Annotated in this window: 27 protein-coding genes and 2 riboswitches; of the genes, 10 read left to right on the forward strand and 17 right to left on the reverse strand. The window is 72.5% G+C overall.

What is annotated here, in order from left to right; all coding sequences use genetic code 11:
* Positions 1–158: 158 nt before the first annotated feature.
* On the forward strand, positions 159–746 hold the full coding sequence (locus IEY82_RS05400) for a TetR-like C-terminal domain-containing protein (RefSeq protein ID WP_189122849.1): 588 nt from the start codon (positions 159–161) through the stop codon (positions 744–746).
* On the opposite strand, the gene IEY82_RS05405 is transcribed toward IEY82_RS05400, so the two are convergent.
* The 5 genes from IEY82_RS05405 to IEY82_RS05425 form a co-directional block, all read right to left on the reverse strand.
* Positions 743–1,501: an ATP-binding cassette domain-containing protein gene (locus IEY82_RS05405; RefSeq protein WP_189122850.1), complete on the reverse strand. Its 759-nt coding sequence runs from the start codon at positions 1,499–1,501 to the stop codon at positions 743–745. The genes IEY82_RS05400 and IEY82_RS05405 overlap by 4 nt on opposite strands.
* Complete coding sequence (locus IEY82_RS05410) at positions 1,498–2,538, reverse strand: ABC transporter permease (protein WP_189122851.1); 1,041 nt, start codon at positions 2,536–2,538, stop codon at positions 1,498–1,500. The genes IEY82_RS05405 and IEY82_RS05410 overlap by 4 nt, the downstream gene beginning before the upstream one ends.
* Before the next feature lie 19 nt (positions 2,539–2,557).
* Complete coding sequence (locus IEY82_RS05415) at positions 2,558–3,532, reverse strand: sugar ABC transporter substrate-binding protein (protein ID WP_189122852.1); 975 nt, start codon at positions 3,530–3,532, stop codon at positions 2,558–2,560.
* A 222-nt stretch (positions 3,533–3,754) separates the two neighbouring features.
* Positions 3,755–4,603, reverse strand: a complete 849-nt coding sequence (locus IEY82_RS05420) for an HpcH/HpaI aldolase/citrate lyase family protein (RefSeq protein ID WP_189122853.1) — start codon at positions 4,601–4,603, stop codon at positions 3,755–3,757.
* Complete coding sequence (locus IEY82_RS05425) at positions 4,600–5,787, reverse strand: CaiB/BaiF CoA transferase family protein (RefSeq protein ID WP_189122854.1); 1,188 nt, start codon at positions 5,785–5,787, stop codon at positions 4,600–4,602. Before IEY82_RS05425 ends, IEY82_RS05420 begins: the two co-directional genes overlap by 4 nt.
* A 63-nt stretch (positions 5,788–5,850) precedes the next feature.
* Here IEY82_RS05425 and IEY82_RS05430 point away from each other — a divergent pair, with 63 nt between their 5' ends.
* Positions 5,851–6,504, forward strand: a complete 654-nt coding sequence (locus tag IEY82_RS05430) for a GntR family transcriptional regulator (protein WP_225262254.1) — start codon at positions 5,851–5,853, stop codon at positions 6,502–6,504.
* On the opposite strand, the gene IEY82_RS05435 is transcribed toward IEY82_RS05430, so the two are convergent.
* On the reverse strand, positions 6,486–7,388 hold the full coding sequence (locus tag IEY82_RS05435; protein ID WP_189122855.1) for a Scr1 family TA system antitoxin-like transcriptional regulator: 903 nt from the start codon (positions 7,386–7,388) through the stop codon (positions 6,486–6,488). The genes IEY82_RS05430 and IEY82_RS05435 overlap by 19 nt on opposite strands.
* A 134-nt stretch (positions 7,389–7,522) precedes the next feature.
* Here IEY82_RS05435 and IEY82_RS05440 point away from each other — a divergent pair, with 134 nt between their 5' ends.
* The gene (locus tag IEY82_RS05440) at positions 7,523–8,203 is read left to right on the forward strand and encodes an HAD family hydrolase (protein ID WP_189122856.1); all 681 of its coding nucleotides are present in this window, start codon (positions 7,523–7,525) and stop codon (positions 8,201–8,203) included.
* Positions 8,204–8,305: 102 nt separating this feature from the next.
* Positions 8,306–9,046 (forward strand): GntR family transcriptional regulator, encoded by a 741-nt coding sequence (locus IEY82_RS05445; RefSeq protein WP_189122857.1) that lies wholly within the window; start codon positions 8,306–8,308, stop codon positions 9,044–9,046.
* Here IEY82_RS05445 and IEY82_RS05450 read toward each other — a convergent pair.
* The 3 genes from IEY82_RS05450 to IEY82_RS05460 all read right to left on the reverse strand — a co-directional run bounded on the left by IEY82_RS05450 (position 8,990) and on the right by IEY82_RS05460 (position 12,614).
* Positions 8,990–9,922 carry a GNAT family N-acetyltransferase gene (locus IEY82_RS05450; protein ID WP_189122858.1) on the reverse strand — a complete coding sequence of 311 codons (933 nt, stop codon included), beginning with the start codon at positions 9,920–9,922 and terminating at the stop codon, positions 8,990–8,992. The genes IEY82_RS05445 and IEY82_RS05450 overlap by 57 nt on opposite strands.
* A 143-nt stretch (positions 9,923–10,065) precedes the next feature.
* The gene (gene menD / locus IEY82_RS05455) at positions 10,066–11,724 is read right to left on the reverse strand and encodes a 2-succinyl-5-enolpyruvyl-6-hydroxy-3-cyclohexene-1-carboxylic-acid synthase (RefSeq protein ID WP_189122859.1); all 1,659 of its coding nucleotides are present in this window, start codon (positions 11,722–11,724) and stop codon (positions 10,066–10,068) included.
* Entirely contained in the window at positions 11,721–12,614 is an 894-nt protein-coding gene (locus IEY82_RS05460; protein WP_229697555.1) for an o-succinylbenzoate synthase, read from the reverse strand. Before IEY82_RS05460 ends, menD begins: the two co-directional genes overlap by 4 nt.
* Before the next feature lie 82 nt (positions 12,615–12,696).
* Here IEY82_RS05460 and IEY82_RS05465 point away from each other — a divergent pair, with 82 nt between their 5' ends.
* From IEY82_RS05465 to IEY82_RS05475, 3 genes are all read left to right on the forward strand, one after another.
* Positions 12,697–13,842, forward strand: a complete 1,146-nt coding sequence (locus IEY82_RS05465; protein ID WP_189122861.1) for an AMP-binding protein — start codon at positions 12,697–12,699, stop codon at positions 13,840–13,842.
* Between the two features lie 46 nt (positions 13,843–13,888).
* Positions 13,889–14,230 (forward strand): hypothetical protein, encoded by a 342-nt coding sequence (locus IEY82_RS05470; RefSeq protein WP_189122862.1) that lies wholly within the window; start codon positions 13,889–13,891, stop codon positions 14,228–14,230.
* Positions 14,231–14,391: 161 nt separating this feature from the next.
* Complete coding sequence (locus tag IEY82_RS05475) at positions 14,392–15,744, forward strand: RNA polymerase sigma factor (protein ID WP_189122863.1); 1,353 nt, start codon at positions 14,392–14,394, stop codon at positions 15,742–15,744.
* Between the two features lie 70 nt (positions 15,745–15,814).
* Here IEY82_RS05475 and IEY82_RS05480 read toward each other — a convergent pair whose 3' ends face one another.
* Entirely contained in the window at positions 15,815–16,210 is a 396-nt protein-coding gene (locus tag IEY82_RS05480) for a hypothetical protein (RefSeq protein WP_189122864.1), read from the reverse strand.
* 113 nt (positions 16,211–16,323) lie between these two features.
* Between IEY82_RS05480 and IEY82_RS05485 the strand changes: the two genes are divergently transcribed.
* Together IEY82_RS05485 and IEY82_RS05490 are read left to right on the forward strand one after the other, a co-directional pair.
* Positions 16,324–16,884: a TetR/AcrR family transcriptional regulator C-terminal domain-containing protein gene (locus tag IEY82_RS05485; RefSeq protein WP_189122865.1), complete on the forward strand. Its 561-nt coding sequence runs from the start codon at positions 16,324–16,326 to the stop codon at positions 16,882–16,884.
* Positions 16,885–17,084: 200 nt separating this feature from the next.
* Entirely contained in the window at positions 17,085–17,276 is a 192-nt protein-coding gene (locus tag IEY82_RS05490) for a DUF5999 family protein (RefSeq protein WP_189122866.1), read from the forward strand.
* A gap of 1 nt (position 17,277) precedes the next feature.
* Here the strand turns inward: IEY82_RS05490 and IEY82_RS05495 are convergent, their stop codons facing one another.
* A complete protein-coding gene (locus IEY82_RS05495; protein WP_189122867.1) occupies positions 17,278–17,868 on the reverse strand; it encodes an alpha/beta hydrolase family protein in 591 nt (196 codons plus the stop codon).
* Positions 17,869–17,951: 83 nt separating this feature from the next.
* Here IEY82_RS05495 and IEY82_RS05500 point away from each other — a divergent pair, with 83 nt between their 5' ends.
* Positions 17,952–18,299: a hypothetical protein gene (locus tag IEY82_RS05500; protein WP_189122868.1), complete on the forward strand. Its 348-nt coding sequence runs from the start codon at positions 17,952–17,954 to the stop codon at positions 18,297–18,299.
* 72 nt (positions 18,300–18,371) lie between these two features.
* On the opposite strand, the gene IEY82_RS05505 is transcribed toward IEY82_RS05500, so the two are convergent.
* The 6 genes from IEY82_RS05505 to IEY82_RS05530 form a co-directional block, all read right to left on the reverse strand.
* Entirely contained in the window at positions 18,372–19,175 is an 804-nt protein-coding gene (locus tag IEY82_RS05505) for a tetratricopeptide repeat protein (RefSeq protein ID WP_189122869.1), read from the reverse strand.
* A gap of 134 nt (positions 19,176–19,309) precedes the next feature.
* Positions 19,310–22,171: an aminomethyl-transferring glycine dehydrogenase gene (gcvP, locus tag IEY82_RS05510; protein ID WP_189122870.1), complete on the reverse strand. Its 2,862-nt coding sequence runs from the start codon at positions 22,169–22,171 to the stop codon at positions 19,310–19,312.
* Positions 22,172–22,225: 54 nt separating this feature from the next.
* A riboswitch (glycine riboswitch) is annotated at positions 22,226–22,322 on the reverse strand.
* Positions 22,323–22,413, reverse strand: a riboswitch (glycine riboswitch). It abuts the riboswitch before it with no gap.
* Between the two features lie 18 nt (positions 22,414–22,431).
* Entirely contained in the window at positions 22,432–23,052 is a 621-nt protein-coding gene (locus IEY82_RS05515; RefSeq protein ID WP_189122871.1) for a MerR family transcriptional regulator, read from the reverse strand.
* A gap of 147 nt (positions 23,053–23,199) precedes the next feature.
* The gene (locus IEY82_RS05520; RefSeq protein ID WP_189122872.1) at positions 23,200–23,670 is read right to left on the reverse strand and encodes a bifunctional nuclease family protein; all 471 of its coding nucleotides are present in this window, start codon (positions 23,668–23,670) and stop codon (positions 23,200–23,202) included.
* A gap of 107 nt (positions 23,671–23,777) precedes the next feature.
* Complete coding sequence (gene ftsR, locus IEY82_RS05525; RefSeq protein ID WP_225262251.1) at positions 23,778–24,404, reverse strand: transcriptional regulator FtsR; 627 nt, start codon at positions 24,402–24,404, stop codon at positions 23,778–23,780.
* A 23-nt stretch (positions 24,405–24,427) separates the two neighbouring features.
* Positions 24,428–24,940 (reverse strand): double zinc ribbon and FHA domain-containing protein, encoded by a 513-nt coding sequence (locus IEY82_RS05530; RefSeq protein ID WP_189122874.1) that lies wholly within the window; start codon positions 24,938–24,940, stop codon positions 24,428–24,430.
* Positions 24,941–25,159: the final 219 nt, after the last annotated feature.

A 25,159-nucleotide genomic window follows, 5' to 3' on the forward strand; every position in this document is an offset into this window, starting at 1 on the left:
CGCCGGGTCCCTGAAGTCACGTCCCTGAAGTCACGTCCCTGAAGTCAGCGCGCTGAGGTCGCCCCGTTGACCTCACCCCGCATTTCGGCCGGCCCTTACCGCGTAGATTCACGGCATACCTTCACAGAAGAACCGCTCTGAGGCTTACTCTGGAAGTCATGTCGGTGACGCCCCTGCGAGGAGGGGCCGCGCGTGAGGCGGAGTTGCTCAGCGCGGTGCTCGAGGTGCTGCGCGAAAGCGGCTACGACCGGCTGACCGTCGACGCCGTCGCGGCGCGCGCCAGAGCCGGCCGCCAGACCGTCTATCGCCGCTGGCCGACCAAGGCCGACCTGGTGGTGGCCGCGTTCGTCAACGCCGTGTCGGCGCCGCCGGGCATACCTGACACCGGGGAGCTGCGCGGTGACCTGCTCGCCCTGATGGAGTCGCTGCTCGACGAGGTCATACGCCTCGGCGACGTCTTCGCCGGCCTGGTCGGCGAGACGCGGCACAACCCCGAGCTGGCGGTCGCGATGGAGCAGCACTACGTCGCGACCCGCCGCCGCGCCGTCCTGGCCGTCTTCGAGCGGGCGTGGGAGCGGGGTGAGCTGTCCGGCAGCGCCGACACCGACCTGCTCTGGGAGGTGGGACCGGCCACGCTGTTCTTCCGGGCGGTGGCCAGCGGCGAGACCGTCGACTCCGAGCTGACCCGCCGGATCGTCGACCACATCGTGCTGCCGCTCGCCACCGCCGGCCGGCAACCGGGTTAGAGCTCGCGCCCCAGCTCGTGCGCGAGCTCGTCCAGCTCCGCGCCGCCGGCCATCAACGTGGTGAGCTCCTCCCTGGTGATGTCGGCCTTGCCGTACTCGCCGAGGCTCGTCCCCCGGTTGAGCAGCAGGAACCGGTCTCCCACCGGGTAGGCGTGATGCGGGTTGTGGGTGATGAACACGACCCCGAGGCCACGGTCGCGGGCCCTGGCGATGTAACGCAGCACCACGCCCGCCTGCTTGACCCCCAGCGCCGAGGTGGGCTCGTCGAGGATCAGCACCCGGGCGCCGAAATGGACGGCCCGCGCGATGGCCACCGACTGCCGTTCGCCTCCCGACAGCGTGCCGACCGGCTGGTCGACGTCGCGGATGTCGATGCCCATCGCCCGCAACTCCTCGCGGGCCACCTTCTTGGCCTTGGCCACGTCGAAGGACAGGCCCTTGCGCGGCTCGGAACCGAGGAAGAAGTTACGCCACACCGACATCAGCGGGATCATCGCCAGGTCCTGGTAGACCGTGGCGATCCCCCGGTCCAGCGCCTCGCGGGGGCTGGCGAACCGCACCTCGGCGCCGTCGACCAGGAACGTGCCCGCGTCGTGCCGGTGCACCCCGGACAGGATCTTGATGAGGGTCGACTTGCCCGCGCCGTTGTCACCGAGCACGCAGGTGACCCGGCCCTCCTCGACGCCCATCGACACCTCGCGCAGCGCCAGCACCGAGCCGAACGTCTTGCCGATGCCCCGCGTCTCGATGATCAATGCTTCACCTCCTCCGCGTAGCGCCGCACCAGCCGGTTGGCGAGCGTGGCCAGCAGCAGCATGGCGCCCAGGAAGAACTTGAACCAGTCGGCGTCCCAGCCGAGGAACACGATGCCCTTGTCGGCCATGCCGAAGATGACCGCGCCGATCGCGGCCCCGATGGCGGAGCCGTACCCGCCGGTGAGCAGACAGCCGCCGATGACGGCGGCGATGATGTAGATGAACTCCTGCCCGATGCCGATGTTGGCCTGCACGGACGTGTAGCGCAGCGCCAGGATCGAGCCGACCAGCCAGGCCGCGAACGCGGTCGTCATGAACAGCGCGATCTTCGTGCGGGCGGCGGGCACGCCGACCGCGCGGGCCGCCTGCTCGTTGCCGCCGACGGCGAAGATCCAGTTGCCGGCCCGCGAGCGCATCAGCACCCAGGTGGCCACGGCGGTGACCAGCAGCCACCACAGGATCGCCACCCGGAACGAGGTGCCGCCGATCTGCACGCTGCCCGCGAAGATCGTGCGGGCCTCCTCGTAGCCCGCGGCCCGGCGCAGGCCGCTGACCTGGACGGTGCCGGTCAGCGCCTTGGTGACGCCGAGGTTGAGCCCCTGCAGCATGAGGAACGTGCCGAGCGTGACGATGAAGCTGGGCAGCCTGGTCCTGGTCACGATCAGGCCGTTGAGGAACCCGATGCCCAGCGCCACGACGAGCCCGACGAGCATCGCGGTCCACACGTCTAAGCCGTAGCGGGTGGCCAGGGTGACCAGGATGAGCCCGGTGGTGCCGGTGAGCACGCCGGCCGACAGGTCGAACTCTCCGCCGATCATCAGCAGCGCGATGGCGACCGCCATGATGCCCAGCGTGGCGGCCGGGTCGAGCCAGTTGGCGACGCCGTCGAGCGAGCGGAAGACCGGTGACTGGCTCGCGAAGAACGCGAAGACCACGACCATCCCGACGACCGCGCCCAGTTCGGGGCGGATGAGCAGCCGGCGCAGCAGGCCGACCCCGGCGACCCGTTCGTCGGCCCGCTCGGCGACGCCGGTCACGCCGCCTCTCCGGCGCCGCTCATCGGGTGCCCGCCTCGGCCAGCTTGGCCACCTGGTCGGCGGTCTCCTTGGTGACGAAGCCGGGTCCGGTGTTGACCGGCAGGCCGCCGCCGACGGTGTTGAGGTTGGTCCTGTACAGGTTCAGGAACGTGATGGGCAGCCAGCCCTGCAGGTACTGCTGCTGGTCCACGGCGAACAGGATGTCGCCGTCCTTGATCGCTGTCACCACGTCGGCCGACAGGTCGAAGGTGGCGAGCTTGGCCTGCGACCCGGAGTCCTTGATGGCGTCCCTGGCCGCCACCGCGATCGCCGGGTTGAGCGCGAGCACGCCGTTGACCTGCTTGTCCGACTGCAGTTTGGCGGTGACCTTGGAGGTCACGTCCGCCAGGTTGCTGACGTCGACCTGGAGCCGCTCGACCGTGCCGCCGAGGCCCTCCTCGGCGCCCTTGCACCGCTGGTCGAGGCCGATGTTGCCGGCCTCGTGGATCACGCACAGCAGCTTGGTGACGCCTCCGGCCTTGAGCTGCTCGCCCGCGCCCCGCCCGGCCACGTCCTCGGACTGGCCCACGTGGGTGATCGCGCCGAGCTCCTTGGAGGAGTCGGCGCCGGAGTTGATCGTCACCACCGGGATCTTCGCGGCGACGGCCTTGCCGATGGCCTCCTTCAGGGCGTCGGGGTTGGCCAGGGAGACCACGATGCCGCCCACCTTCTCCGACACGGCCTGGTCGATGAGTTGCGACTGCTTGCCCGGGTCGCCGTCGCCCTGGTAGGTGACCGTGGCGCCGTACTGCTTGCCCGCGGCCTCCGCGCCGTTCTTGACCACGTCCCAGAAGGCGTCGCCGGGCGCGCCGTGGGTGATGACGGCGAAAGTGGCCGCATCCGCCGAGGCCGGGCCAGCGGCCGGCGCGCTCTCGGCGCCGGGCTCTCCCGAGGAGGAGCAGCCGCCCAGGGTCAGGGCGCCCAGCAGGGCCAGCACGATCGGGGTTCGTCTCATCGGGATACCTCCAAGGCCGACGGGCTCGCCCCAGGTTTACCCCAATCAAGTGTCATTTGTATAGACATGCGGACCAGCGCGGGAGATCTCGATCGGGTTGCGCGCCAAGACCCGGCGACGTCCGGATGTCACGTCACAGCACTCCGGCAGGGCCGAGGAGCCGCGGGGCCACTGGGTCCCGTGACCCGGTTCTCCGGCGCCGAGCTGCTCGGCGTGACCCGGCTATCCGGCGCCGAGCTGCTCGGCCAGGGCCACGGTGCGCCGGGCCCTGGCGACGATCGGCGCGTCCACGAAGCGCCCGTCGGGCAGGGCGACGACTCCCCTGCCGGCCTTCTCGGCCTCTTCGGCGGCCTCGACGATCTCGGCGGCCCGGGCCGCCTCCTCGGCCGTGGGGGTGAACGCCCTTTTGATCGCCGGAAGCTGGCGGGGGTGGATCGCGGTCCGGCCGAACATGCCGAGGCCCCGGCCCGCCAGGCACGAGGCGACGAGCCCCTCCTCGTCCCGCAGGTCCGGGTAGACGGACATGGGCACCGGCGGCAGGCCCGCGGCGGCCGCGGCGAGCACGACGTCCAGCCTGATCTGGTTCATCGCCGACTCGGCGCTGATCGACAGCTCGGCCGCCAGGTCCTGCTCGCCCAGCGCCACGCCGCCGACGCTCGGATGCGCGGCGATCTCGGCGACGGCGACGACGCCCGCGGCCGACTCCAGCAACGCGTGCGCGGGGACCCCCAGCCCCTCCAGCGCGCCGAGGCCCTCGGCGGACTCGACCTTCGGCAGGCGGACCGCGTCGAGGCCCGGCAGCCCGCCGAGCTCGGCCACGTCCGCCAGGCCCCGCGGCGTGGCCAGGTCGTTGACCCGCACGTGCACCGCCACCCCCTCCCGGTCCGTACGCTCGCGCAGGAAGGCCGCCGCGTTGGCCCGGGCCTCGTCCTTGCGGGCGGGCACCACGGCGTCCTCCAGGTCGATGATCACCACGTCCGCGCCGGAGCCGACGGCCTTGGCGAACCGCTCGGGCCGGTCGCCGGGAACGTAGAGCCAGGTGACGGGCACCCGGGCGGCGGTCGCGGTCATGCCACGACTCCCTTCTCGCGCAGCTCGGCGATCTCCGCCGGGCCGTAGGACAGCTCGGCGAGCACCTCGTCGGTGTCGCGGCCGAGGGAGCGGCCGGGCCAGCGCACCTCGCCGGGCGTGTCCGAGAGGCGGAACAGCACGTTCTGCATGGTGACCTCACCGAGTTCCTCGTCGGGCACCTCGACGAAGGTGCCCAGGGCGGCGTACTGCGGGTCCTGGGCGATGTCGCTCACGTCGTAGATGGGGGCGACCGCGGCCTGAGCCTCCTCGAAGCGGGCGATGACCTCCGCGGCGTCGCGTTCGGCGATCCAGGTGGCGACCGCCTCGTCGAGCTCGTCGACGTGCCGCACGCGGCCGGCGCCGGTGCCGAACCAGGGCTGCTCGACCAGGTCGGGGCGGCCGACGAGGGTGACGACCCGCTCGGCGATGGGCTGGGCGCTGGTGGAGATGGCCAGCCAGCGGCCGTCGCGGGTGCGGTAGGTGTTGCGGGGCGCGTTGCTGCTCGACCGGTTGCCGGTGCGCTCGGGCACCACGCCGAGTGCCCGGTAGGCGGTCATCTGGGGGCCGAGCAGGCCGAGGATGGGCTCGATGATCGCCATGTCGATGATCTGGCCACGGCCGGTCGCCTCACGGGCCCGCAGCGCCACCATGATCGCGTACGACATCGCCAGTCCGGCGATGCCGTCGGCCAGGGCGAGCGGCGGCAGCGTGGGCGGCCCGTCGGGCTGACCGGTCATGGCCGCGAACCCGCTCATGGCCTCGGCCAGCGTGCCGAACCCCGGCTGGCCGGCCATCGGGCCGAACTGCCCGAACCCCGTCATGCGCGCCACGATCAGCCGGGGGTTGAGCTCCAGCAGGTTCTCGGGCGCCAGATCCCACCGTTCCAAGGTGCCGGGGCGGAAGTTCTCGATCAGCACGTCGGCGCGCCCGGCCAGGCGGCGCAGGACGTCCTGCCCCTCTGCGCGTGACAGGTCGACCGCGGCGGCGCGCTTGTTGCGGCCCAGCGTCTTCCACCACAGGCCCACCCCGTCGACGGCGGCGCCATGGCCGCGTGAGGGGTCGCCGCGCCTGGGATGCTCGATCTTGACCACGTCGGCGCCGAAGTCGCCGAGCATCATCGCGGCGGAGGGACCGGCGAACAGCGTCGCGGCGTCGATGACGCGAAGGCCGGCGAGACTCATCATGAGTATGTAACTTATAAGAAATATGTCATAGGTCAATCCCGGACATACGGAACATTGGACGACATGCCGACCAACGAGCCCCGGCCGCCGATGAGCAAGGCCGACTACGTCTACACCGTGCTGCTCGACGAGATCCGCACCGCCCGGATCCCCGGCGGCACGGCGCTGCGGGCCGGCGCGGTCGCCCGCCGGCTCGGGGTCTCGGTGACGCCGGTCCGCGAGGCGCTGCGCCGGCTGGAGAAGGACCGCCTGATCAGCTACGAGGCCCACCACGGCGCGACCGTGATCGATCTCGGCGACGACGCGCTGGAGGAGTTCTACGGCCTGCGCGCCGTGGTGGAGGGCCTGGCCGCCCGGCTGGCCGCCGGCCGCGTCACCGCCGCCGACCTCGACTGGCTGCGCGAGTTGCACGCCTCGATGGCCGAGGACGTCCGGCAGGGCAGGTACGACCGGCTCGCCGAGCAGAGCAGGCACTTCCACCTGCGCATCGCCGACATCGGCGGCCCCGCCTTCCTCGGCCAGCACGCCCGGGCGGTGCGCAACAGCGTCCCGGTGCCCGCCACGGCCTCACTCTGGCTCGACGGCGAGCAGGCCCGGCTGCAACTGGAGGCCCACGAGCGCATCCTCGCCGCCCTGGCGGACTCCGACGGCCCCGCCGCCGAACGCCTCATGATCGAGCACGTCCGCCGGGCCGGAGATCACCGCAGGACCCACTGACCGGACGCGCCGGCCGCCGCCTCCGCGCCGACCACGGGGGTCGATCCGCTCAGGCGCGCCCGGACGTCCCGCAGGACGTCAGGGGTGAAGTCGATCCGGAAGGACGCCAGCGCCAGCCGCGCGAACACCTGATGGTGCTCCTCGGCCAGCCGCGGGTCGTCGACCAGCACCGGCTCCCGTTGCAGGTGAAGCACCAGCAGATCGGGCCGGTCACGCTCGGGGAAGCGCAGCAGCGTGAACGGCGGGCCCTGGTAGAGGAAGCCGGTCTCGGCGACGGGCCGGGCCACCTGCACCGCGACGTTCGGCCGCCTGGCGGCCAGGGCGAGCGCGTCGAGCTGCTCCAGCCGGTCCTGCGGCCGGGGCAGCGGCGGATCCTCGATCGCCTCCCGGTCGAGCACCGCCCACAGGCGCGGCCCGCCCGCCCGGTCGAGCAGCCGCTGCCCGCGCATGACGAGGCAGGCGCCGCCGGCGACCTGCTCGGCCGTGGCGCGGGGCCGCCGGGACGCGCGCACGGCGGCCTCGGCGTAGGCACGGGTCTGCAGCAGCGGCGGCACGCCCCGGGGCCGGTAGGTGTAGATGACCTCGGCGTCGTCCTCCTGCTCGAGGAACCCGGCCAGCGCCAGCGGCACCTCGGGCGCGTCGAACCAGCCCGGCTCCCGGTCGCCCCGCAACAGGGACAGCACGTGCGCCTGCTGCGCCCGCTCGCGCACGCCGTACAACTCCAGCAGGGCCCGCGCGGTCGACTCGCGCGCCGCGACGAGGCCGTGCTCGATGCGGTAGATCGTCGACGTGTTGAGCCCGGCCGCCCGCGCGGCCGCCTGCATGGACAGGCCACGGGCCCGTCGCAGGGCCGCGAGCCGGGCCGCCACCGAGATCGTATGCATACGCGCGCCACCATGGTGAATGAAAGAAAACTCCGCCTTGACGTGGAATGTTGCAAGTTATCGACCCGTGATGGACGATGTCCCCTTGCGATCTGGAAAGCCTATTGCAGACGCCGATCGGGCAGGATGAAACCGTGATCAGAGGCATCCTGTTCGACCTCGACGGCACCCTGCTCGACCACCGCTCGGCCGCCGACGGCGCGATCACCGCCTGGGTGTCCGGGCGCGTTCCGGGCCATCCCCGGCTGGCCGAAGCGGCCAGGTTGTGGAGGGAGCTGGAGGAGCCCCATCTGGGGGCGTGGCAGCGCGGCGAGTGCTCCTTGGAGGAGCAGCGCCGCCGCCGCATCCACGCGCTCTGCCTGGAGCTCGCGATCGCCGTGCCCGGCGACCTCGACAGGGCGTTCGCCGCCTTCGCCGACCACTACCGGCGCGGCTGGTCCGCCTACCCCGACGCGGCGCGGGCGGTGCGATCGCTCGGCGGGTTCCGGCTGGGGGTGCTGACCAACGGCACCCAGGAGATGCAGGAGGCGAAGGTCGAGGCGATCGGCCTCGGCGGGCTGGTCGGGCCGGTGCTGACCGGCGAGCTGCTCGGCTCCTGCAAACCGGCGGCCGCCAGCTACACGAGAGCGGCCGCGGCCCTCGGCCTCGCGCCCGGCGAGGTGCTGCTGGTGGGCGACGACGTGGACAAGGACGTGACGGCCCCGGCCGTGACCGGGATGCGCTCGGTCTGGCTCGACCGCCTCGGCGTCGATCCGGCACCGGCCGGCTTCCCCCGGATCACCTCGCTCATCCAGTTGCCCGCGCTCGTCGCCTGAGCAGGCGATCCCGCCCTGGTCAACCGCGGTCATCCCGTCAAGGAAGTCACGACCGACGGTCATATTTGTCAGGACATTCTGACCTCGGTTAATCTGATCAGCATGACCGCGAACCTGGCGATCGACCTGGACCGATCCAGCCCCGTGCCGCTCTACTTCCAGGTGGCCGAGCAGATCGCCGAGGCGATCCGGCGAGGCGACCTGGCGCCCGGCTCCCGGCTGGACAACGAGATCCTGCTGGCCGACAAGCTCGGCCTGTCACGGCCGACGATCCGCCAGGCCATCCAGTACCTCGTCGACAAAGGGCTGCTGGTGCGCAAGCGCGGGGTCGGCACCCAGGTGGTGCACGGCCAGGTGAAGCGCTCGGTCGAGCTGACGAGCCTCTACGACGACCTGCGCCGCGCCGGCCAGGAGCCCGCCACCCAGGTGCTCACCCTGGAGTCGCGCCCCGTCGCGGAGGAGATCGCCCCCATCCTCGGCGTCGAGCCCGGCACCGAGGTGCTCCACCTCGAACGCCTCCGCTTCGCGGCCGGCGAGCCGCTGGCCCTGCTGAGCAACTGGCTGCCGCTCGGGCTCGCCCAGCTCACCGCCGCCGACCTGGAAGGCCGCGGCCTGTACGAGCTGCTGCGCGGCGCGGGCGTGCGGATGCGGGTCGCCAACCAGCGCATCGGCGCCCGGGCGGCCAGCCAGGCCGAGGCCAGGCTGCTGGACGAGCGGCGCGGCGCCCCCCTGCTCACCATGATCCGCACCACCTACGACGACCAGGGCCGGGCGGTCGAGCACGGCTCACACGTCTACCGGGCCTCCCACTACTCCCTGGAAGTCACCCTCATCGAGCGCTGAGACCCACAGCGCGCTCCGGGTCACCTCGCCGAACCCGATGGACCGGTAGAGCCGGCGCGGCACCGGATGGCCGTCGTCGCCGCGGGCGCAGACCACGGCCCGGGTGGCGCCCGCGTCCCGGGCCGCGCGCAGTGCCGCCAGGCACACCGCCCGGCCCAGCCCCCGCCGCCGGTGGGCCGGCACGGTGCCCGTCGGCTCGATCTCCGCCACCCGCCGGGCCGGATCCAGCCAGGCCAGGCAGTAGGCGGCCACCTCGCCGTCCGGCGCCTGCGCGATCCAGTCCAGCCCGCCGTCGTACGGCCAGGCGGCGCGCACCGCGTGATAGCTCTCCACGGTCACCCGCGACGGGTGGAAGGCCGCGCGATGGGCCGCGACCCGGCCCGGCACATCACCGGCGCCGACGGGGCGCAGCCGGAACCCCGGCGGCGGCGCCGGCTCCGCCAACCCGTCGAGGTCTCGGGTGAGCTGGACGAAGAACGGCCCGTCGCCGGAGCGCAGGTAGCCGGCCCGGCGCAGCGCCGGCCACAGGTGCGTCTCGGAGTCGAGCACGGAGACCGAGCGCCGGACGCCGGGCGCCGTCTCGGCGAACCAGGCCAGCACCTCGTCCGCCAGGTGCGCGCGGGCCGGGTCGACCGCCAGGTCGAGATGGCCGGGCAGCTCGATCCAGCCCCACGCCACGGTCGTGCCTCCGGCGCGCCACAGCCGGGTGGGCCACTCGGGCTCCCGGCCGGTGTGCTGGAACCGCCCCCACGCCAGGTCGCCGGCGTGCCACCGCGATGCCGGCGACCAGATGCGGCTGCTGAGCTCCTGCATGGCCCGCAGGTCGCCGCCGCCCGTGTAGGCGGCGGCGGTGACGGCGGGCGAGGGGACGGCCATGGCCGCCAGTCTGGCCGGGACGGCGCCCGGCTCGCACCTGAATATCCCGCCCTGCCCGCCACCCGCCAGCCCGCCAGCCCGCCAGCCCGCCAGCCCGCCAGCCCGCCGGGTCGCCGGGTCGCCGGGTCGCCGGGTCGCCGGGGTCAGCCCACCGCCGCGCGGACCGCCTCCAGGGCGGCGTCGCGCAGGCGGGCGTGCAGCTCGGCGTTCGCCTCGCGGTCGGTGCGGACCTCCACCACCCGCGGCCCCTCGCCCCGCAGCGCCTTGGGCAGCTCCGTGACCTCCTCCACCAGGGTGTACGGGGTGCCGGTCGAGGCGGCCACGTAGCCGAGGTCCACCCCGTGCGGCGTGCCGAAGACCCGTTCGAACGGGTCGCGGACCGCCGCCTGGGGCAGCAGCGAGAAGATCCCGCCGCCGTCGTTGTTGACCACCACCAGGCACAGGTCCGGGCGCGGCTCGCGGGGCCCGAGGATCAGGCCGTTCTGGTCGTGCAGGAACGACAGGTCGCCGATGAGCGCGTAGGACGGCCCGTTGTGCGCGAGCGCCGCCCCCATGGCCGTGGAGACCACGCCGTCGATGCCCGACGCGCCCCGGTTGGCCAGCAGCCGCAGCCCGCGACGCGGTCGCATCGCCTGGTCGAGGTCGCGGATCGGCATCGAGGAGCCGGCGACCAGCAGAGAGCCGTTGGGCAGCGCGTCGACCAGGTCCCGGGCGATCCGCGGCTCGCTCGTCCCCGACATGTCGAGCAGCTCGTCCACGGCCGTACGGGCGGCGGCGTCGGCCTGTCGCCAGGAGTGCAGCCAGCTGTCGTCGCCCGAGGCCACCGGGATCTCGACCGCCTGCGCCACCTGGGTGGCCGAGCGGGTGGGGTCGGGCCAGCGGTCGAGGTCGGCGGCCACCACGATGTGCTCGCCGGCCTGCCCCAGCCACGACAGCAACGGCCGCGACAGCCCGGGCCGGCCGAGCGTGACGACCACGTCGGGCACGTGCGCGTCGGCGAACTCGGGGGTGCCCAGCAGGTAGTGGTAGGTGGAGATGGCGTGGTCGCCGTAGCGGCCACCGCCGCTCGGCTCCGACAGCACCGGCCAGCCGGCCATCCCGGCCGCGGCGACGTAGCGGCGCACGTTGACCGCGCCGTCGCCGACCACGAGCACGCCGCGCCGGGTCGGCGGGAGGTGCAGGGCGACGGGCGGCGGCGCGACCCGGGTGCGCACCCAGGGGCCGCTCTCGGCGCCGTCGAGCGGCTCGCACCACCGGGTGTCGCCGTCGGGGATCAACGGCTCGCGGAAGGCCAGGTTGAGGTGCACGGGGCCGGCTCCGGCGGGGCCGTGGGCGCGCTGGTAGGCGCGGCAGGCCAGCGAACGCCAGTAGGCCACCTGCCCGGGGCGCTCCTCGGGCACGCCGACCTCGGCGAACCAGCGGGCGGCCGGGCCGTACATCTTGATCTGGTCGATGGTCTGGTTGGCTCCGGTGCCGCGCAGCTCGGGCGGGCGGTCGGCGGTCAGCACGAGCAGCGGCACGCCCGACTCGCTCGCCTCGACGACGGCGGGATGGAAGTTGGCGGCGGCCGTGCCGGAGGAGCAGATGAGCGCGACCGGCCGCTCCGAGCGCCGGGCCAGCCCGACCGCCAGGTAGGAGGCCGACCGCTCGTCGACGCGCACGTGCAGCCGGACCCGCGACTCGGCGTGCAGGGCCAGCGCGAGCGGCGCCGAGCGCGAGCCCGGCGCCAGGACGACGTCGGTCAGGCCGCATCGCACCAGCTCGTCGACCAGAACGGTGGCCAGCGCGGTGGCGGGGTTCACAGTGACGCCTCCTGCATCCGGCGAAGCCACGAGGGAGATTCGATCTCAAATGCCGACAAATGCTCATAATTTACGTCAGGACGCCGTACCGCCAGCCGGCCGTCCACCGGCACCAGCGAGTCGGCCACCACGTCCCCCGACAGCAGCGACATCGTGCCGAGCCCGCACGCGTAGGGCAGCTCGGGCAACGCGGCGGCCAGCGCGAGCCCCGCGGCCAGCCCCACCGAGGTCTCCACGGCGCTCGACACCACGGCGGGCAGCCCGCACGCCTCGACCACGCGCAGCGCCTCACGCACCCCGCCGAGCGGCTGCACCTTGACCACCGCGATGTCGGCCGCCTCGGCGGCTCTGACCCGCAGGGGGTCCTCGGCCCGCCGGATGGACTCGTCGGCGGCGACCGGCACGTCGCAGGCCCGCCGCACCGCGGCCAGCTCGTCGAGCGTGGCGCACGGCTGCTCGGCGTATTCGAGGCCGAACCGGTCGAGCTCCTTCAGCCGCCGCACCGCCTGGCCGACGTCCCACGCGCCGTTGGCGTCGACGCGCAGCGCGCCCGACGGGCCGAGGGCGTCACGCACCGCCTCCACCCTGGCCAGGTCGTCGGCGAAGCTCTGGCCCGGCTCGGCCACCTTGACCTTGGCCGTGCCGCAGCCCGAGTCTCGCACCATCCCGAAGGCCCGCTCGGGGCCGACGGCGGGCACGGTCGTGTTGACCGGGACACTGTCGCGCACCGGCTCCGGCCAGCCCTCGAAGGCGGCCTCGCGGGCGCACGCCAGCCAGCGCGCGCACTCGCGCGGACCGTACTCGGGGAACGGCGAGAACTCGCCCCACCCGGCCGGGCCGTGCAGCAGGAGTCCTTCCCTGACGATCTGCCCGCGGAAGCGTGTCCGCATGGGAATCCGGAAGACCACGGGAGAACGCGTCACGACCCTCCCAGCGCCTCTGTCCGACCTTGTCGCCACTAACCTTACGAGCATGCCGAGCAAGCCGTCGCATCCGGATCGTCCGTTGCGTGCTGTTGTGCAGCCGCCTGGTCTCGAGCTGTTCGAGGCGATTCGCGATGCTTTGTCCGGCGAGGGTCCGGCAATCCTGCCCCTCTCCCCCGACCACGCCGAGGCGGCGCTCGCCGCGCTGCGCCCCACCGACGTCGACGGCGTCCCCCGGGCCGGCGGCGAGGGCGTGCCCGCCGACGTGGCCGTGGTGATCGCCACCAGTGGCAGCACCGGCGCCCCCAAGGGCGTGTTGCTCTCCGCGACCGCGCTGCGCGCCTCGGCCGCGGCGTCGCTGCGGCGGCTGGAGGCGGCCAAGGGCGAGCGCTGGCTGTGCTGCCTGCCGCTGTCCCACGTGTCCGGGCTGCAGGTGCTGGTCCGCGCCCTGCTGAGCGAGACCGAGCCGATCGTCCACCCGCGCTTCGACCCCCGCGGGGTGCTCGACTCGGGCGCCGACCACGTGTCGCTGGTGCCCACGCAGTTGCACCGGCTGGTCGAGCTGGGCGCCGACCTGTCGGTGTTCCGCACGATCCTGCTCGGCGGCGCCGCCCCGCGTCCCGGCCTGCTGGCCGAGGCCCGTGATCTCGGCGCCCGGGTGGTCACGACGTACGGGATGAGCGAGACCTGCGGCGGCTGCGTGTACGACGGCCAGCCCCTTTACAATGTAGATCTCAAAATCGGTGACGACGGGCTGATCCGGGTCGCCGGGCCCGTGCTGTTCTCGGGCTACCGGTCCGGCGAGCCGGCGCCCCTCGACGGCGGCTGGTTCGTCACCTCCGACCTGGGCGAGCTGCACGGGGGCCGGCTGCGGGTGCTCGGACGCGCCGACGACGTCATCAACACCGGCGGCGAGAAGGTGGTGGCCGGGGCGGTCGCGGGCGTCCTCGGCGAGCATCCCGCGATCGCCGACGTGGCCGTGGTCGGCTCGCCCCACCCCGAGTGGGGCGAGGTCGTGGTCGCCGTCGTGGTGCCCGCCGATCCCGCGAGCCCGCCCACGCTCTCCCAGCTCCGCGCCTACTCCAGCGACCGCCTGCCGGCCTACGCCGCGCCCCGTGAGCTCCGGCTGACGTCCCGGTTGCCGCTGTTGCCCAACGGCAAGACCGATCTCGTACGACTAAGGTCAGGAACCTGACAGATCGCGAATGCGTCATAGTGGGCAGAGCACGAAAGGAGCCTTCATGAACCGGTCCCGCAGGATGCTGGCCTCCGCGGCGGTCGTCGGTGTGATCGTCGTCGGCGGCGTCTCGGTAGCGGCCGCCGCCTCGGCGGGCAGGCTCCAGCAGGTCGGCGAGGAGACCGGAGCAGTGCTGGAGAAGGCGTCACCCTCCGGCGGGCCCCTCACCGACCAGATGACGGAGCTGACCTCGTCCCCCGAGCCGAGCGACGGCTTCGTCGTGTCGAAGGAGGTCAACCCTGACCCCGACGCGGCCGGCGACTACTGGACCGAGGACCGCATGGAGGACGCCGAGCCCATGCCGATGCCCGAGGTCAAGCCGGGCGAAATCGTCATCGGAGACTAGACGCGGAGGGGTGGGTCGCCTTCGGGCGGTCCACCCCTATTTCCTGCCTACGGGAACAAATCAGGCTATATGGCGTTATTGATACTGGTGCGCTGAGCGGCCGGGCCGCCCCACCACAACCTGCCTGACTCGCTTCTACTCCGTATGGAGGAGGTGTCCTCATGCCCCGAACCGCCGTGGCGAACCCACCCGCGCCCCTCGACCAGCTTCTTGACCGAGGGCGAGCACAGGGTCACCTCTCCCTGGCGGAGCTGCGCGGAGCGTTCGCCGAAGCCGGGATCAGCCCCGCCGACGGCCGGTCGATCCTGCGCGAACTCACCGACGCCGGCGTCAGCCTGGCCGCGGAGGACGAGCCGTCCCTCGGCACACCCGCCGCGAAGACCACCAAGAAGACCACCAAGCGGTCGACCAAGGCGAAGTCTACCGGCTCCCGCACCGCCGGCGCCAAAACCGAGCCCGAGGCGGCTCCCCAGGCCGTCGCCGAGGCCGCCGACCACAAACCCGAGGCCGAGGCCGAGCCCGAGCCCGAGCCCGACGTGATCGCCATGAACGCCGAGGAGGCCGAGCTGGAGAGCGAGGTCAACGACCTCGACGACACCCAGTCGGCCATGGGCGACTCCGTGCACACCTACCTCAAGTCCATCGGCCGCCGGAGCCTGCTCACCGCCGCCCAGGAGGTCGACCTGGCCAGGCGGATCGAGGCCGGCCTGTACGCGGAGTACAAGCTCGAGACCGCCGACGACCTCTCGCCCGACGACCGCGAGGACCTGCTGATGGTCGCCGAGGACGGCAAGGAGGCCAAGAACCACATGCTGGAGGCCAACCTCCGGCTCGTGGTCTCGGTCGCCAAGAAGTACACCGACCGCGGCATGTCCCTGCTCGACGTGGTCCAGGAAGGCAACCTGGGCCTGATCCGGGCCGTGGAGAAGTTCGACTACAGCAAGGGCTTCAAGTTCTCCACCTACGCCATGTGGTGGATCAGGCAGGCCATCCAGCGCGGCTTCGCCGACTCCGCCCGTACCATCCGGCTGCCGGTGCACGTGCTGGAGATGCTGTCCAAGCTGTCGCGCATCGAGCGCGACATGCACCAGCGCCTGGGCCGCGAGCCCACGCCGGAGGAGCTGGCCGTCGAGCTGGACAAGACACCCGACCAGGTCGAGGAGCTGCTGCGGACCAGCCGCCAGCCCATCTCGCTCAACGCGACCATCGGCGAGGACGGTGAGACCACGATCGGCGACCTCATCGAGGACGTCGACTCGCCCGAGGCGTCGGAGATCGTCGACCGCCAGCTACTGGGCGACCAGCTGCGCGGCGTCCTCGAGAACCTCTCGCCGCGCGAGTCGAAGATCATGGCTCTGCGCTTCGGCCTGGTGGACGGCAAGCCGCACACGCTCGACGAGATCGGCAAGCATCTCGGCCTGACCCGTGAGCGCATCCGCCAGCTCGAGAAGGAGTCGCTCTCCAAGCTGCGCCACCCGAGCAACACCCGCCCGTTGCTCGACTGGGCCAGCTGACCCGCGAAGAAAGCCCCGGCCGAGGTGGCCGGGGCTTTCTCGCGTCGCCGGCCCCCTGGGGGCCCGCCGATCAGAAGGTGGGCACCAGGCGCGGCACGCGCGGGATGCCCGACAGCCGGTTGTCCTCGCGCAGCGTGCGCAGCCGCTCCACCTCGGAGGTCCACATGGCCCCGGCCGGCGTCGCCCTGGCCTTGCGTCGGGCGATGCGGTCGTCATAGGACGTGACGCCGAACGTGCTCCGCTGCCCCGCCTCGGCCGCCCGCAGCGCCTCGGTCAGCGCCCGGTCGAACGCCAGCCCGGCGGCGCGCAACTCGACCTCGTCGGCGTCACCGGCCCGCAGCTCGCGCACGACCTGCTCGGCCTGCCTGGCCTTCTCCAGCAGCTGAGGGTAGCTCTTGGAGATCTCCAGGTCCGCGTGGTAGCGGACCTCGGCCTCGCGGCTCACCCGCGGACGGAAAAACGCCATCGACTCTGCCCCTTCGCCCCAACGGCTCGATTACCGCGACCAGGGTACGCGCTCCGGCGACACGCGGCGCAATCGGACCGGCGCGACGCCCTTTACATAGTAAGATGATCTCCATGCCCGCCAAGAGACCGCCCGTGCCCCTGTCCCGCGAGCGCATCATCGAGGCCGCGCTGCACATCGCCGACACGCAGGGGCTGCGCCGGCTCACCATGCGCAGGCTCGGCGACGCCCTCCAGGTCGAGGCCATGGCCATCTACCACCACCTGCCGAGGGGCAAGGAGGCGCTGATGGACGCGCTGGCCGAGCATGTGACGGCGGTCCACGTCGAGCAGGCGGCCACCTGGCAGGACACCGCCAGGGCCTGGTGCCGGGCGAGCCGCGAGCTGCTGCGCGACCACCCCGGCGTGCTCGCGCTGGCCCTCACGAAGCCGCCCAAGGGCGGCACCGCCGTGGCCGTCAGGGAGCAGACGGAGCAGCTCGCCGACGGCGGCCTGGACGACGCGGCCGAGGCCGTGCGAGCCCTGCGCGCCTACGTCTTCGGCAGCGTGGCGGTGGAGGTGCAGCAGTCGGGCTGGGCCGACCCCGAGGTCGACGAGTGGATCAGGCGCGACGAGCGGGCCGACCTCGACTTCGAGCGCGGGCTGGAGGCCTTGCTACGGGGCTTGCGAACCTAGTGGGCGTGTCGAGCTTGGACCGTTATCCTGCATAAGGCACGCTGTGTCGAAGGTCACACGATGGCGCATCCTCCTCTAACAGTCCTAACGGACTATGTCGGATCGTGTGACATACGCCTCACACTTGCTACAACGACCAACCCGAGCCGCTCCCGTCCTTGCAACGCGGGGGCCATCCACGAGATATCGGAGGCACGCCGATGTGCCCGCACGACCCGGCCTGTCCGTCTGCCGAGGCGCCCGACCGTGAGGCCGCACGCACCCTCGCGAGCCACCCCGAGCAGGGGTGGAGCCTCCTCTGCAACGGCGTGGTCCTGTTCGAGGACACCGGGGAGCTGCTGCCTGGCGGCACCGCCATCGCACCCCACCGCCCTGTGGTGGGCGCCGCCTGACTCAGGCGTAACGGACGATCCACTCCGCTACCACCTCGCCCACCCGGGCGGGGTCCTTCTTCAGGTCATGTCCCTCTCCGGGCAGCACGACCAGCCGTGCCGCGTCGGCCGCCTCGGGCACGCCGAACGGATCCCGGTCCCCGTTGACCACGAGCACGTCCACCCCGGCGTCGCGCAGCTCGTCGGCCCTGGAACGTTCCGGCCTGCCCGGCGGATGCAGGGGGAAGGCCAGCGCCACCACCGCGACCGCGCCGACGGCCCGCGCGGTGCGGCAGGCGACCCGGGCGCCGTTGCTCCGCCCGCCCTGCACCAGCGGCAACTCCGGCCACCGGGCCCGCAGCTCGCCGAGCACCACGCCCCAGGCCTCGTCCTGCCGGACGGCCGAGCCGGGCGCTCGGGCCCCCGCCAGCCGGAACGGCTGCGTCACCCGCGCCACGCTGGCCCCCACGCCCAGCGCCGCGTCGCGCACCGCCAGCAGGTCGGGCGCGTCCACTCCCCCGGCCGAACCATGGGTCAGCACCAGCAGCATCCTGGGCCGCTCCGCCTCATCGACCTCGACCGTCGCCGGACCACGCGGCGTCTCCACCTTCATGGGCAGCACCGTACTCAGGGAGGAGGGCGGCATGCCCCTCAGGTGGGATGACGGCGTGCCGCCCCTCGGGGAGGATGGGCTTCATGCCGGACCACCGACCCATCCGTGAGGATCTCCAGGCGACGCTCGACGCCCGCCGCGACCTCGGCCCCGACTACGAGGCGGCGCTGGTCGACTCGTTCGCCGAACGGCTCGACGCGACGATCGCGGCCCGGGTGAGCGCCGAGCTGCACCGTCATGGCCCAGCGCCGCGCCCGTCCAAGGGCCCCGGCGCCTCGATGATCCCGCTCGCGCTGGGCTCCATGGGCCTGGGCGTCCCGCTGACCGCCATCGCCTCGGCCAACGCCGGCCTGCTCGGCCTCGCCGTCACCTGGATGGCCATCGCGATCATCAACATCGCCGCCGCCATGGCCATCATGCGCCGCGGCTGACCGCGCGAGCAGGCGCCGCCGGGCGGGACAGACGCCGGGCGGGGTGGGCGGGCGCCGGGCGGGCGAAGCGCGTCAGGTGTCGCGGTCGTGACGGAGCCGGACCTCACCCGCGAGCGCCTCGTCCTCGTGGTCGAGGCCGTAGGCCCAGACGCGGTCGGCATCGTCGAGCCGGCCGCGCAGTGGCAGGGTGCGGGCGAGCAGCTCGATGGCCAGGCCGCTGGTCGCGGCGTCGCCGCCGTCGTCGACCGCCTGGGCGAACTCCGCGCAGGCGAGCTCCAGATGCGCGATGCCGAGCTGGACCCGCAGCCGGGCCACCGAGTCAGGCGGGGCGCTCCCCAGAGCCTCCAGCAGCACCTCGGCCGCCGCGCCGGGCTCGCCTCGCTCCAGCAGCAGGTCGGCGAGCTGCTGCGCGGCGTGCACACGCAGCTCGTCGTCGTCGCCGGCCACCTCGGCGGCTGAGCGCAGCGCGCTCTCGGCCTCGTCGTAGTCGTCGGCCTCCGCGGCGAGCCGGGCCAGCGCGAGATGGGCCAGCGGGACGTAGGCGGGGGTGCCGACACCGAGCACCGCCTGCCAGGCGCCCCTGGCCTGCTCGGCTCTCCCCTCGCGTTCGAAGCCCTGCGCCAGGTGGCAGGCCGCCTGGGCGGCGAACTCGGGATGGCCGGTGGCCAGCGCGGTCCTGGCCGCGGCGCGGGCGCCCTCGACGTCGCCACGCTCCTCCAGCACCACGGCCAGACCGACGGCCGCCTGTGCCCGGTCGGGCCCGTCGGGGTCGGCGGCGAGCTCGGTGAGGATGGCCGCGGCCCCCTCCAGGTCGCCGTCCTCGGCCAGGCGGCGGGCGGTGTCGAGAGGCGGGGTCTCCAGCTCGGATGACGTCAAGAGAGCTCCTTCGGCGACGATCGCACCGAGCCTAACCACTCCGGCTGATCATGTCTGCCGACTTGACACTCCCGGTCCGGAACGTCCCTCGGCCCTCCCCCGGCGGGCGGGAAGGCCGCGGGACGACGCGGAGGTCAGTCCTCGTACGCCTCGAGCGGCGGGCAGGAGCACACCAGGTTGCGGTCGCCGTAGGCCTGGTCGATGCGGCGCACCGGAACCCAGTACTTGCCGTCGCGCAGCGAGGGCACCGGGTAGGCCGCCTCGCCGCGGGAGTAGGGGTGCTCCCACACGTCGGACGTGACGGCCTCGGCGGTGTGCGGGGCGTTGCGCAGCGGGTTGTCGGTCCTGTCGTACTCGCCGGAGGCGACCCGCGCGATCTCGCCCCGGATGGCGATCATGGCGTCGGCGAACCGGTCGAGCTCGGCCAGGTCCTCGCTCTCGGTGGGCTCGATCATCAGCGTGCCGGCCACGGGGAACGACATCGTGGGCGCGTGGAACCCGTAGTCGATGAGCCGCTTGGCCACGTCGTCGACGGTGACGCCGGTCTCCTTGGTGATCTGGCGCAGGTCCACGATGCACTCGTGGGCCACCAGCCCGCCGCGCCCGGTGTAGAGCACCGGGTAGTGCGGGGCGAGCCGCCGGGCCAGGTAGTTGGCCGACAGGATGGCCTGCTCGGTCGCCGCGGTGAGGCCGTCGCCGCCCATCATCCTGATGTACGCCCAGGAGATCGGCAGGATGCCGGCCGAGCCGTAGGGGGCGGCCGACACCGGGCCGACCGGCGAGCCGTCGCGCAGCGGGTGACCGGGCAGGTAGGCGGCCAGGTGACCGCGGACCGCGACGGGGCCGACGCCGGGACCGCCGCCCCCGTGCGGGATGCAGAACGTCTTGTGCAGGTTGAGGTGGGACACGTCGGCGCCGAAGTGGCCCGGCTTGGCCAGTCCGACCAGCGCGTTGAGGTTGGCCCCGTCGACGTAGACCTGGCCGCCGGCGTCGTGCGCCTTGGCGCAGATCTCGGTGATGGTCTCCTCGTAGACGCCGTGCGTGGACGGGTAGGTGACCATGATGGCGGCCAGCTCGGGGCCGTGCTTGGCGATCTTGGCGTCGAGATCCGCCAGGTCGACGTTGCCCTCGGTGTCGCAGGCCACGACGACGACCCGCATCCCGGCCATGACGGCGCTGGCCGCGTTGGTGCCGTGGGCCGACGACGGGATGAGGCACACGTCGCGCCCGGTGTCGCCGTTCGCCCGGTGGTAGGCGCGGATGGCCAGCAGCCCGGCGAACTCGCCCTGGGAGCCCGCGTTGGGCTGGATGGAGACAGCGTCGTAGCCGGTCAGCTCGGCCAGCCAGCCCTCCAGCGTCTCGATCAGCTCGCGGTATCCGGCGGTCTGCTCCTCGGGCGCGTAGGGATGGATCGCGGCGAACTCGGGCCAGGTGATGGGCTCCATCTCGGTGGTCGCGTTGAGTTTCATCGTGCACGAGCCGAGCGGGATCATCGACCGGTCGAGCGCGATGTCCTTGTCCTGGAGCCTGCGCAGGTAGCGCAGCATCGCGGTCTCGGAGCGGTGGCTGTGGAAGACCGGGTGGGTCAGGTAGCCGGACTCGCGGGCCAGCGTGGCGGGCAGCCGGTCGAGCCCGGCGTCGGCGGCCAGCTCGTCGAGCTCGGCCCGCGTGACGGCCTCGTGGCCGAGCACCTGGCCGAAGGCCGCGAGGACGTGTTCGAGCTCGGCCGTCGTGGTCTTCTCGTCGCAGGCGGCGGAGACGTGGTCGGCGTCGGCGCGCCAGAGGTTGACGCCGCGTCCGGCGGCCTCGCGCACGACGTCGGCCGCGCGGCCGGGCACGCGGGCCAGCACGGTGTCGAAGAACTCGTCGTGCACGACCTCGACGCCGGCCCGGCGCAGCCCCTCGGCCAGCACGGCGGCGTGCCGGTGCACCCGGGAGGCGATGCGGCGCAGCCCCTCGGGGCCGTGGTAGACGGCGTACATCCCGGCGATGACGGCGAGCAGCACCTGGGCGGTGCAGATGTTGCTGGTCGCCTTCTCGCGGCGGATGTGCTGCTCGCGGGTCTGCAGGGCCAGCCGGTAGGCCGGGTCGCCGTCGGCGTCGATCGAGACGCCCACGAGGCGGCCGGGCATCTGGCGCTGCAACCCCTCGCGTACGGACATGTACGCCGCGTGCGGCCCCCCGAAGCCGAACGGCACGCCGAACCGCTGGGAGGAGCCGATGGCGATGTCGGCGCCCAGCTCGCCCGGGGCGGCGAGCAGGGTGAGCGCCAGCAGGTCGGCGGCGGCCACCACGAGGGCGCCCGCGTCGTGCGCGGCGGCGGCGACCGAGCGGAAGTCGCGGGCCCGGCCGGAGGCGCCCGGATACTGCACGAGCACGCCGAAGCACTCGGGCAGGTCGCCGTCGAGGGAGTGCTCGACGAGCGTGATGCCGAGCGGCTCGGCGCGGGTGGTCAGCACCGCCTTGGTCTGGGGCAGCGCGTCGGCGTCGACGACGAACACGGCGCTCTTGGACCGGCCGGCCCGCCGGGCCAGCGTCATGGCCTCGGCGGCGGCGGTGGCCTCGTCGAGCAGCGACGCGCCCGCCACGTCGAGCCCCGTGAGGTCGGTCACCACGGTCTGGAAGTTCAGCAGCGCCTCGAGGCGGCCCTGCGAGATCTCGGGCTGGTAGGGCGTGTAGGCGGTGTACCAGCCGGGGTTCTCCAGCAGGTTGCGCCGGATGACGGCGGGCGTGATGGTGTCGTGGTAGCCCAGCCCGATCATGGAGGTCTGGACGCGGTTGCGGCCGGCCAGGGCGCGCAGCTCGGCGATGGCCTCGTGCTCGCTCGCCGCGGCGGGCAGCGCCAGCCGGTCCTTCGTCCTGATGCCCTCGGGCACGGCCACGGCCACCAGGTCGGCGACCGATTCGAAGCCCACGCTCTCGAGCATGCGCTGCTGCTCGGACTCCGATGGGCCGATGTGCCGGGTCGAGAACGGCGGAAGTGACAGGTCGGTCATGGAGATGCCTCCCGAGGCTGTGGAGACCGGCGCCGGGGCGCGGGCGCGTGCCGGATCTCCCCCTCTGTCATGTCGACCTGAGAGCTTCACCCGGAGGGCTTGCACCGTCGGTGAGACGCGCCTGGCGGACGCGCCTGCTTTCCAGAGTTGCCTCGCCCGAGCGGTACGGGTGCCTGAGAGATTCCGGGGAGGTTGCTCCTTCGGCGCCCCGGTCAGGCCGGGGACTCTCCCGCACGGGGTTGCCAGCTTGTCCTAGATTACTACCCTGTGCGGCGAGCCCGTCGCCGCTGGGCCAGTTCGTCAGCGGGGTGGTCGGCCGGGACGGTGTCCGCGACCGCCGCGCGTTCCCCCGGCAGCTCCGCGAGCGAGCCCTCGACCTCACGCCAGACCCGGCCGAGCGCGATGCCGAACACGCCCTGGCCGCCCTGGAGCAGGTCGATCACCTCGTCGGCCGAGGTGCACTCGTAGACGCTGACGCCGTCGCTCATCAGGGTGATCTGCGCGAGGTCTCCCACTCCGCGGTCACGCAGGTGCTGGACGGCGGTGCGGATCTGCTGGAGGGAGACCCCGGTGTCGAGCAGCCGTTTGACGACCTTGAGCACCAGGATGTCGCGGAAGCTGTAGAGGCGCTGCGAACCGGAGCCCTGAGCGGCCCTTATCGTGGGTTCGACCAGGCCGGTGCGCGCCCAGTAGTCGAGCTGCCTGTAGGTGATGCCGGCCGCCGAACAGGCCGTCGGGCCACGGTAGCCGATGTCCATCGGCAGCGTCGTCGGCTGCTCGTCGAAGAGCAGCCCCTGCTCTCCGGCACGCTGCCGCGCACTCTCACGCCGCACCGGATCTTCCTGGCCGGCCGTCTTTCCCTCGCCGCTGCTGACCGCCACGCGGACCTCCGGCTTTCTCTCATCCCATGGTCTGATCTGGGGGTTAGTAAAGGGCGACCACGGGTTTCACTTGCACCGTAGGACCGTGACCATGCGCAGTCAACGATCCGGCTCGGCGCGTCGTGAAGCGTAAATGCACTGAAATACCTACCCCGCCCTGCCGAAGTCCTCGGGAGTGATCGTGTCAAGAAACTCCCTGAACTTCTCCACCTCGTCCTCCTGGTCGTCAGGGATGATCACCCCTGCCTCCTGGACGACCTCCTCGCTGGCGAAGATGCGCGCCCCGGTGCGCAGGGCGAGCGCGATCGAGTCGGACGGCCGCGCGCTCACCTCCACGCCGTTGGAGAAGACGAGGTCGGCGAAGAAGATGCCCTCGCGCAGGGCGACGATGTTGACGGCACGCAGGCCGACGCCCAGCGCGCTCAGCACGTCCCGGAAAAGGTCGTGCGTGAGCGGCCGGGGAGGTGGCTCCTCCGCTTGGGCCAACGCGATGGCCGTCGCTTCGGTCATGCCGATCCATATAGGAAGGAACCGCTCCCCGTGTGCCTCCTTGAGCAAGACGATCGGCTGATTTGTGGGCATTTCTACCCGAACGCCCACGACCTCCATCTGCAACACGGGCTGCTCCGTATCGACCGGCCGGTGACCCGGCACGGCTCATTTCTGGTCCGCTTCTGCAATTCAACGTAACACCCGGTGGGCCTCGAATGTCCCGCCGGTCCGGTTCATCGCCCCAGAACGCCGCGCACCCCCGCGCGCACAAGGGCGGCGTGCAGTTCGAGCAGCAGGGAGGACAACTCCCTGGCGATCTCGTCGGCCTCGCCGATCGCGCCCGGCGCGCGGCGTTTCAGGATCGGCGCGACCGCCTGTTCGACCAGGCCGCTCTCACGCTCGGCCGCCGCCTTGACGGCGCGCAGGTGGCGGGCGTGCAGCCCGAACCGGGACAGCGCGCCGACGCTGCGCGCGACGTCGAGCGCGTCCTGGTCGTAGCGCCTGGCCCGCGCGGCGAGCAGGCCGTAGTCCTCGAGCTCGGCGAGGGTCTCCTCGTCGAGCCCGGCCGCCTCCAGCAACTCCGCGCGGCTGAGCAGCACCTCGCGGCTTTCCGGCACGGCACGCGGACGGCCGAGCTCCTCGGCCATCTTGTCCTTGATCACCCGCAGCGGGAGGTAGTGGTCGCGCTGTTCGGTGAGGATGTAGCGCAGTTGCTGCACGTGCAGGTGGGTGAACTTACGGTAACCCGACGGACTGCGCTCGGGCTCGATGAGACCCTCGCCCTCCAGGAAGCGGATCTTGGAGATCGTCACGTCGGGGAACTCGCCCTGCAGGAGCGCGAGCACCTCCCCGATGCTCATGTGCGAGCGTGCCGCCTGCGAGCTCATGCGCCTGCGGCGGTCCGCATCAGGAAGACCAGCCGGAACTTGCCGATCTGCACCTCGTCGCCGGAGTGCAGCGGCACCTCCTCGATGCGCTCCCTGTTGACGTAGGTGCCGTTGAGGCTGCCCACGTCACGCACCGAGAACTGGCCCCCGCGGTGCCGGTAGAACTCGACGTGACGCCGCGAGACCGTGATGTCGTCGAGGAAGATGTCGCTCTCGGGATGGCGCCCGGTGGTGGTCAGGTCCTTGTCCAGCCGGAACCGGCTGCCCTGGTTGGGGCCCCTGGTCACGCTGAGCAACGCCGTGCCGGGCGGCAGCTGTTCGACCAGCGCCCGCTCGGCCAGGAGCATGTCTCCGGTCTCAGCCTCGTACGCCTCGATTCCCGCGACGGAGATCGTCGAGGTGGTATCCGCGGAGACCTCGGGTCTGGTCAGCGGTGACCCACAACGGGAACAGAAACGGGCATCCTCGGGGTTGGCGTGCCCGCACTGCGTGCAGTAGACGCTCGGCATCGATCGGCTCGGCCTCCTACCGCGAAGACGCGGCGACGGTGCTCGGGGCGCGCCTCGCTTCGCTCTTCAAGTTTGCGAATGCCGCAACTTACGCTGCTGAACGGCAAAGGTCAAGGCGGGGCGCTGGACGACAGTTCGGACGGTGACAAAGTTACCGCCGCCCGAGCCTGAAGGTCCATGCCGCCGCGCGTTTCCCACCATACGATCATGCAAGCCCCG

The sequence above is a fragment of the Nonomuraea cavernae genome (genome assembly GCF_014646355.1).
Taxonomy (GTDB): domain Bacteria; phylum Actinomycetota; class Actinomycetes; order Streptosporangiales; family Streptosporangiaceae; genus Nonomuraea; species Nonomuraea cavernae.

Excerpts from the sequence above, each read along its gene's own strand:
- IEY82_RS05400 (WP_189122849.1), top strand. The coding sequence starts at position 159 with ATGTCGGTGACGCCCCTGCGAGGAGGGGCCGCGCGTGAGGCGGAGTTG.
- IEY82_RS05415 (WP_189122852.1), bottom strand. The coding sequence starts at position 3,532 with ATGAGACGAACCCCGATCGTGCTGGCCCTGCTGGGCGCCCTGACCCTG.
- IEY82_RS05420 (WP_189122853.1), bottom strand. The coding sequence starts at position 4,603 with ATGACCGCGACCGCCGCCCGGGTGCCCGTCACCTGGCTCTACGTTCCC.
- IEY82_RS05425 (WP_189122854.1), bottom strand. The coding sequence starts at position 5,787 with ATGATGAGTCTCGCCGGCCTTCGCGTCATCGACGCCGCGACGCTGTTC.
- IEY82_RS05430 (WP_225262254.1), top strand. The coding sequence starts at position 5,851 with ATGCCGACCAACGAGCCCCGGCCGCCGATGAGCAAGGCCGACTACGTC.
- IEY82_RS05435 (WP_189122855.1), bottom strand. The coding sequence starts at position 7,388 with ATGCATACGATCTCGGTGGCGGCCCGGCTCGCGGCCCTGCGACGGGCC.
- IEY82_RS05445 (WP_189122857.1), top strand. The coding sequence starts at position 8,306 with ATGACCGCGAACCTGGCGATCGACCTGGACCGATCCAGCCCCGTGCCG.
- IEY82_RS05450 (WP_189122858.1), bottom strand. The coding sequence starts at position 9,922 with ATGGCCGTCCCCTCGCCCGCCGTCACCGCCGCCGCCTACACGGGCGGC.
- IEY82_RS05460 (WP_229697555.1), bottom strand. The coding sequence starts at position 12,614 with ATGCGGACACGCTTCCGCGGGCAGATCGTCAGGGAAGGACTCCTGCTG.
- IEY82_RS05465 (WP_189122861.1), top strand. The coding sequence starts at position 12,697 with ATGCCGAGCAAGCCGTCGCATCCGGATCGTCCGTTGCGTGCTGTTGTG.
- IEY82_RS05470 (WP_189122862.1), top strand. The coding sequence starts at position 13,889 with ATGAACCGGTCCCGCAGGATGCTGGCCTCCGCGGCGGTCGTCGGTGTG.
- IEY82_RS05475 (WP_189122863.1), top strand. The coding sequence starts at position 14,392 with ATGCCCCGAACCGCCGTGGCGAACCCACCCGCGCCCCTCGACCAGCTT.
- IEY82_RS05480 (WP_189122864.1), bottom strand. The coding sequence starts at position 16,210 with ATGGCGTTTTTCCGTCCGCGGGTGAGCCGCGAGGCCGAGGTCCGCTAC.
- IEY82_RS05485 (WP_189122865.1), top strand. The coding sequence starts at position 16,324 with ATGCCCGCCAAGAGACCGCCCGTGCCCCTGTCCCGCGAGCGCATCATC.
- IEY82_RS05490 (WP_189122866.1), top strand. The coding sequence starts at position 17,085 with ATGTGCCCGCACGACCCGGCCTGTCCGTCTGCCGAGGCGCCCGACCGT.
- IEY82_RS05495 (WP_189122867.1), bottom strand. The coding sequence starts at position 17,868 with ATGAAGGTGGAGACGCCGCGTGGTCCGGCGACGGTCGAGGTCGATGAG.
- IEY82_RS05500 (WP_189122868.1), top strand. The coding sequence starts at position 17,952 with ATGCCGGACCACCGACCCATCCGTGAGGATCTCCAGGCGACGCTCGAC.
- gcvP (WP_189122870.1), bottom strand. The coding sequence starts at position 22,171 with ATGACCGACCTGTCACTTCCGCCGTTCTCGACCCGGCACATCGGCCCA.
- ftsR (WP_225262251.1), bottom strand. The coding sequence starts at position 24,404 with ATGAGCATCGGGGAGGTGCTCGCGCTCCTGCAGGGCGAGTTCCCCGAC.
- IEY82_RS05530 (WP_189122874.1), bottom strand. The coding sequence starts at position 24,940 with ATGCCGAGCGTCTACTGCACGCAGTGCGGGCACGCCAACCCCGAGGAT.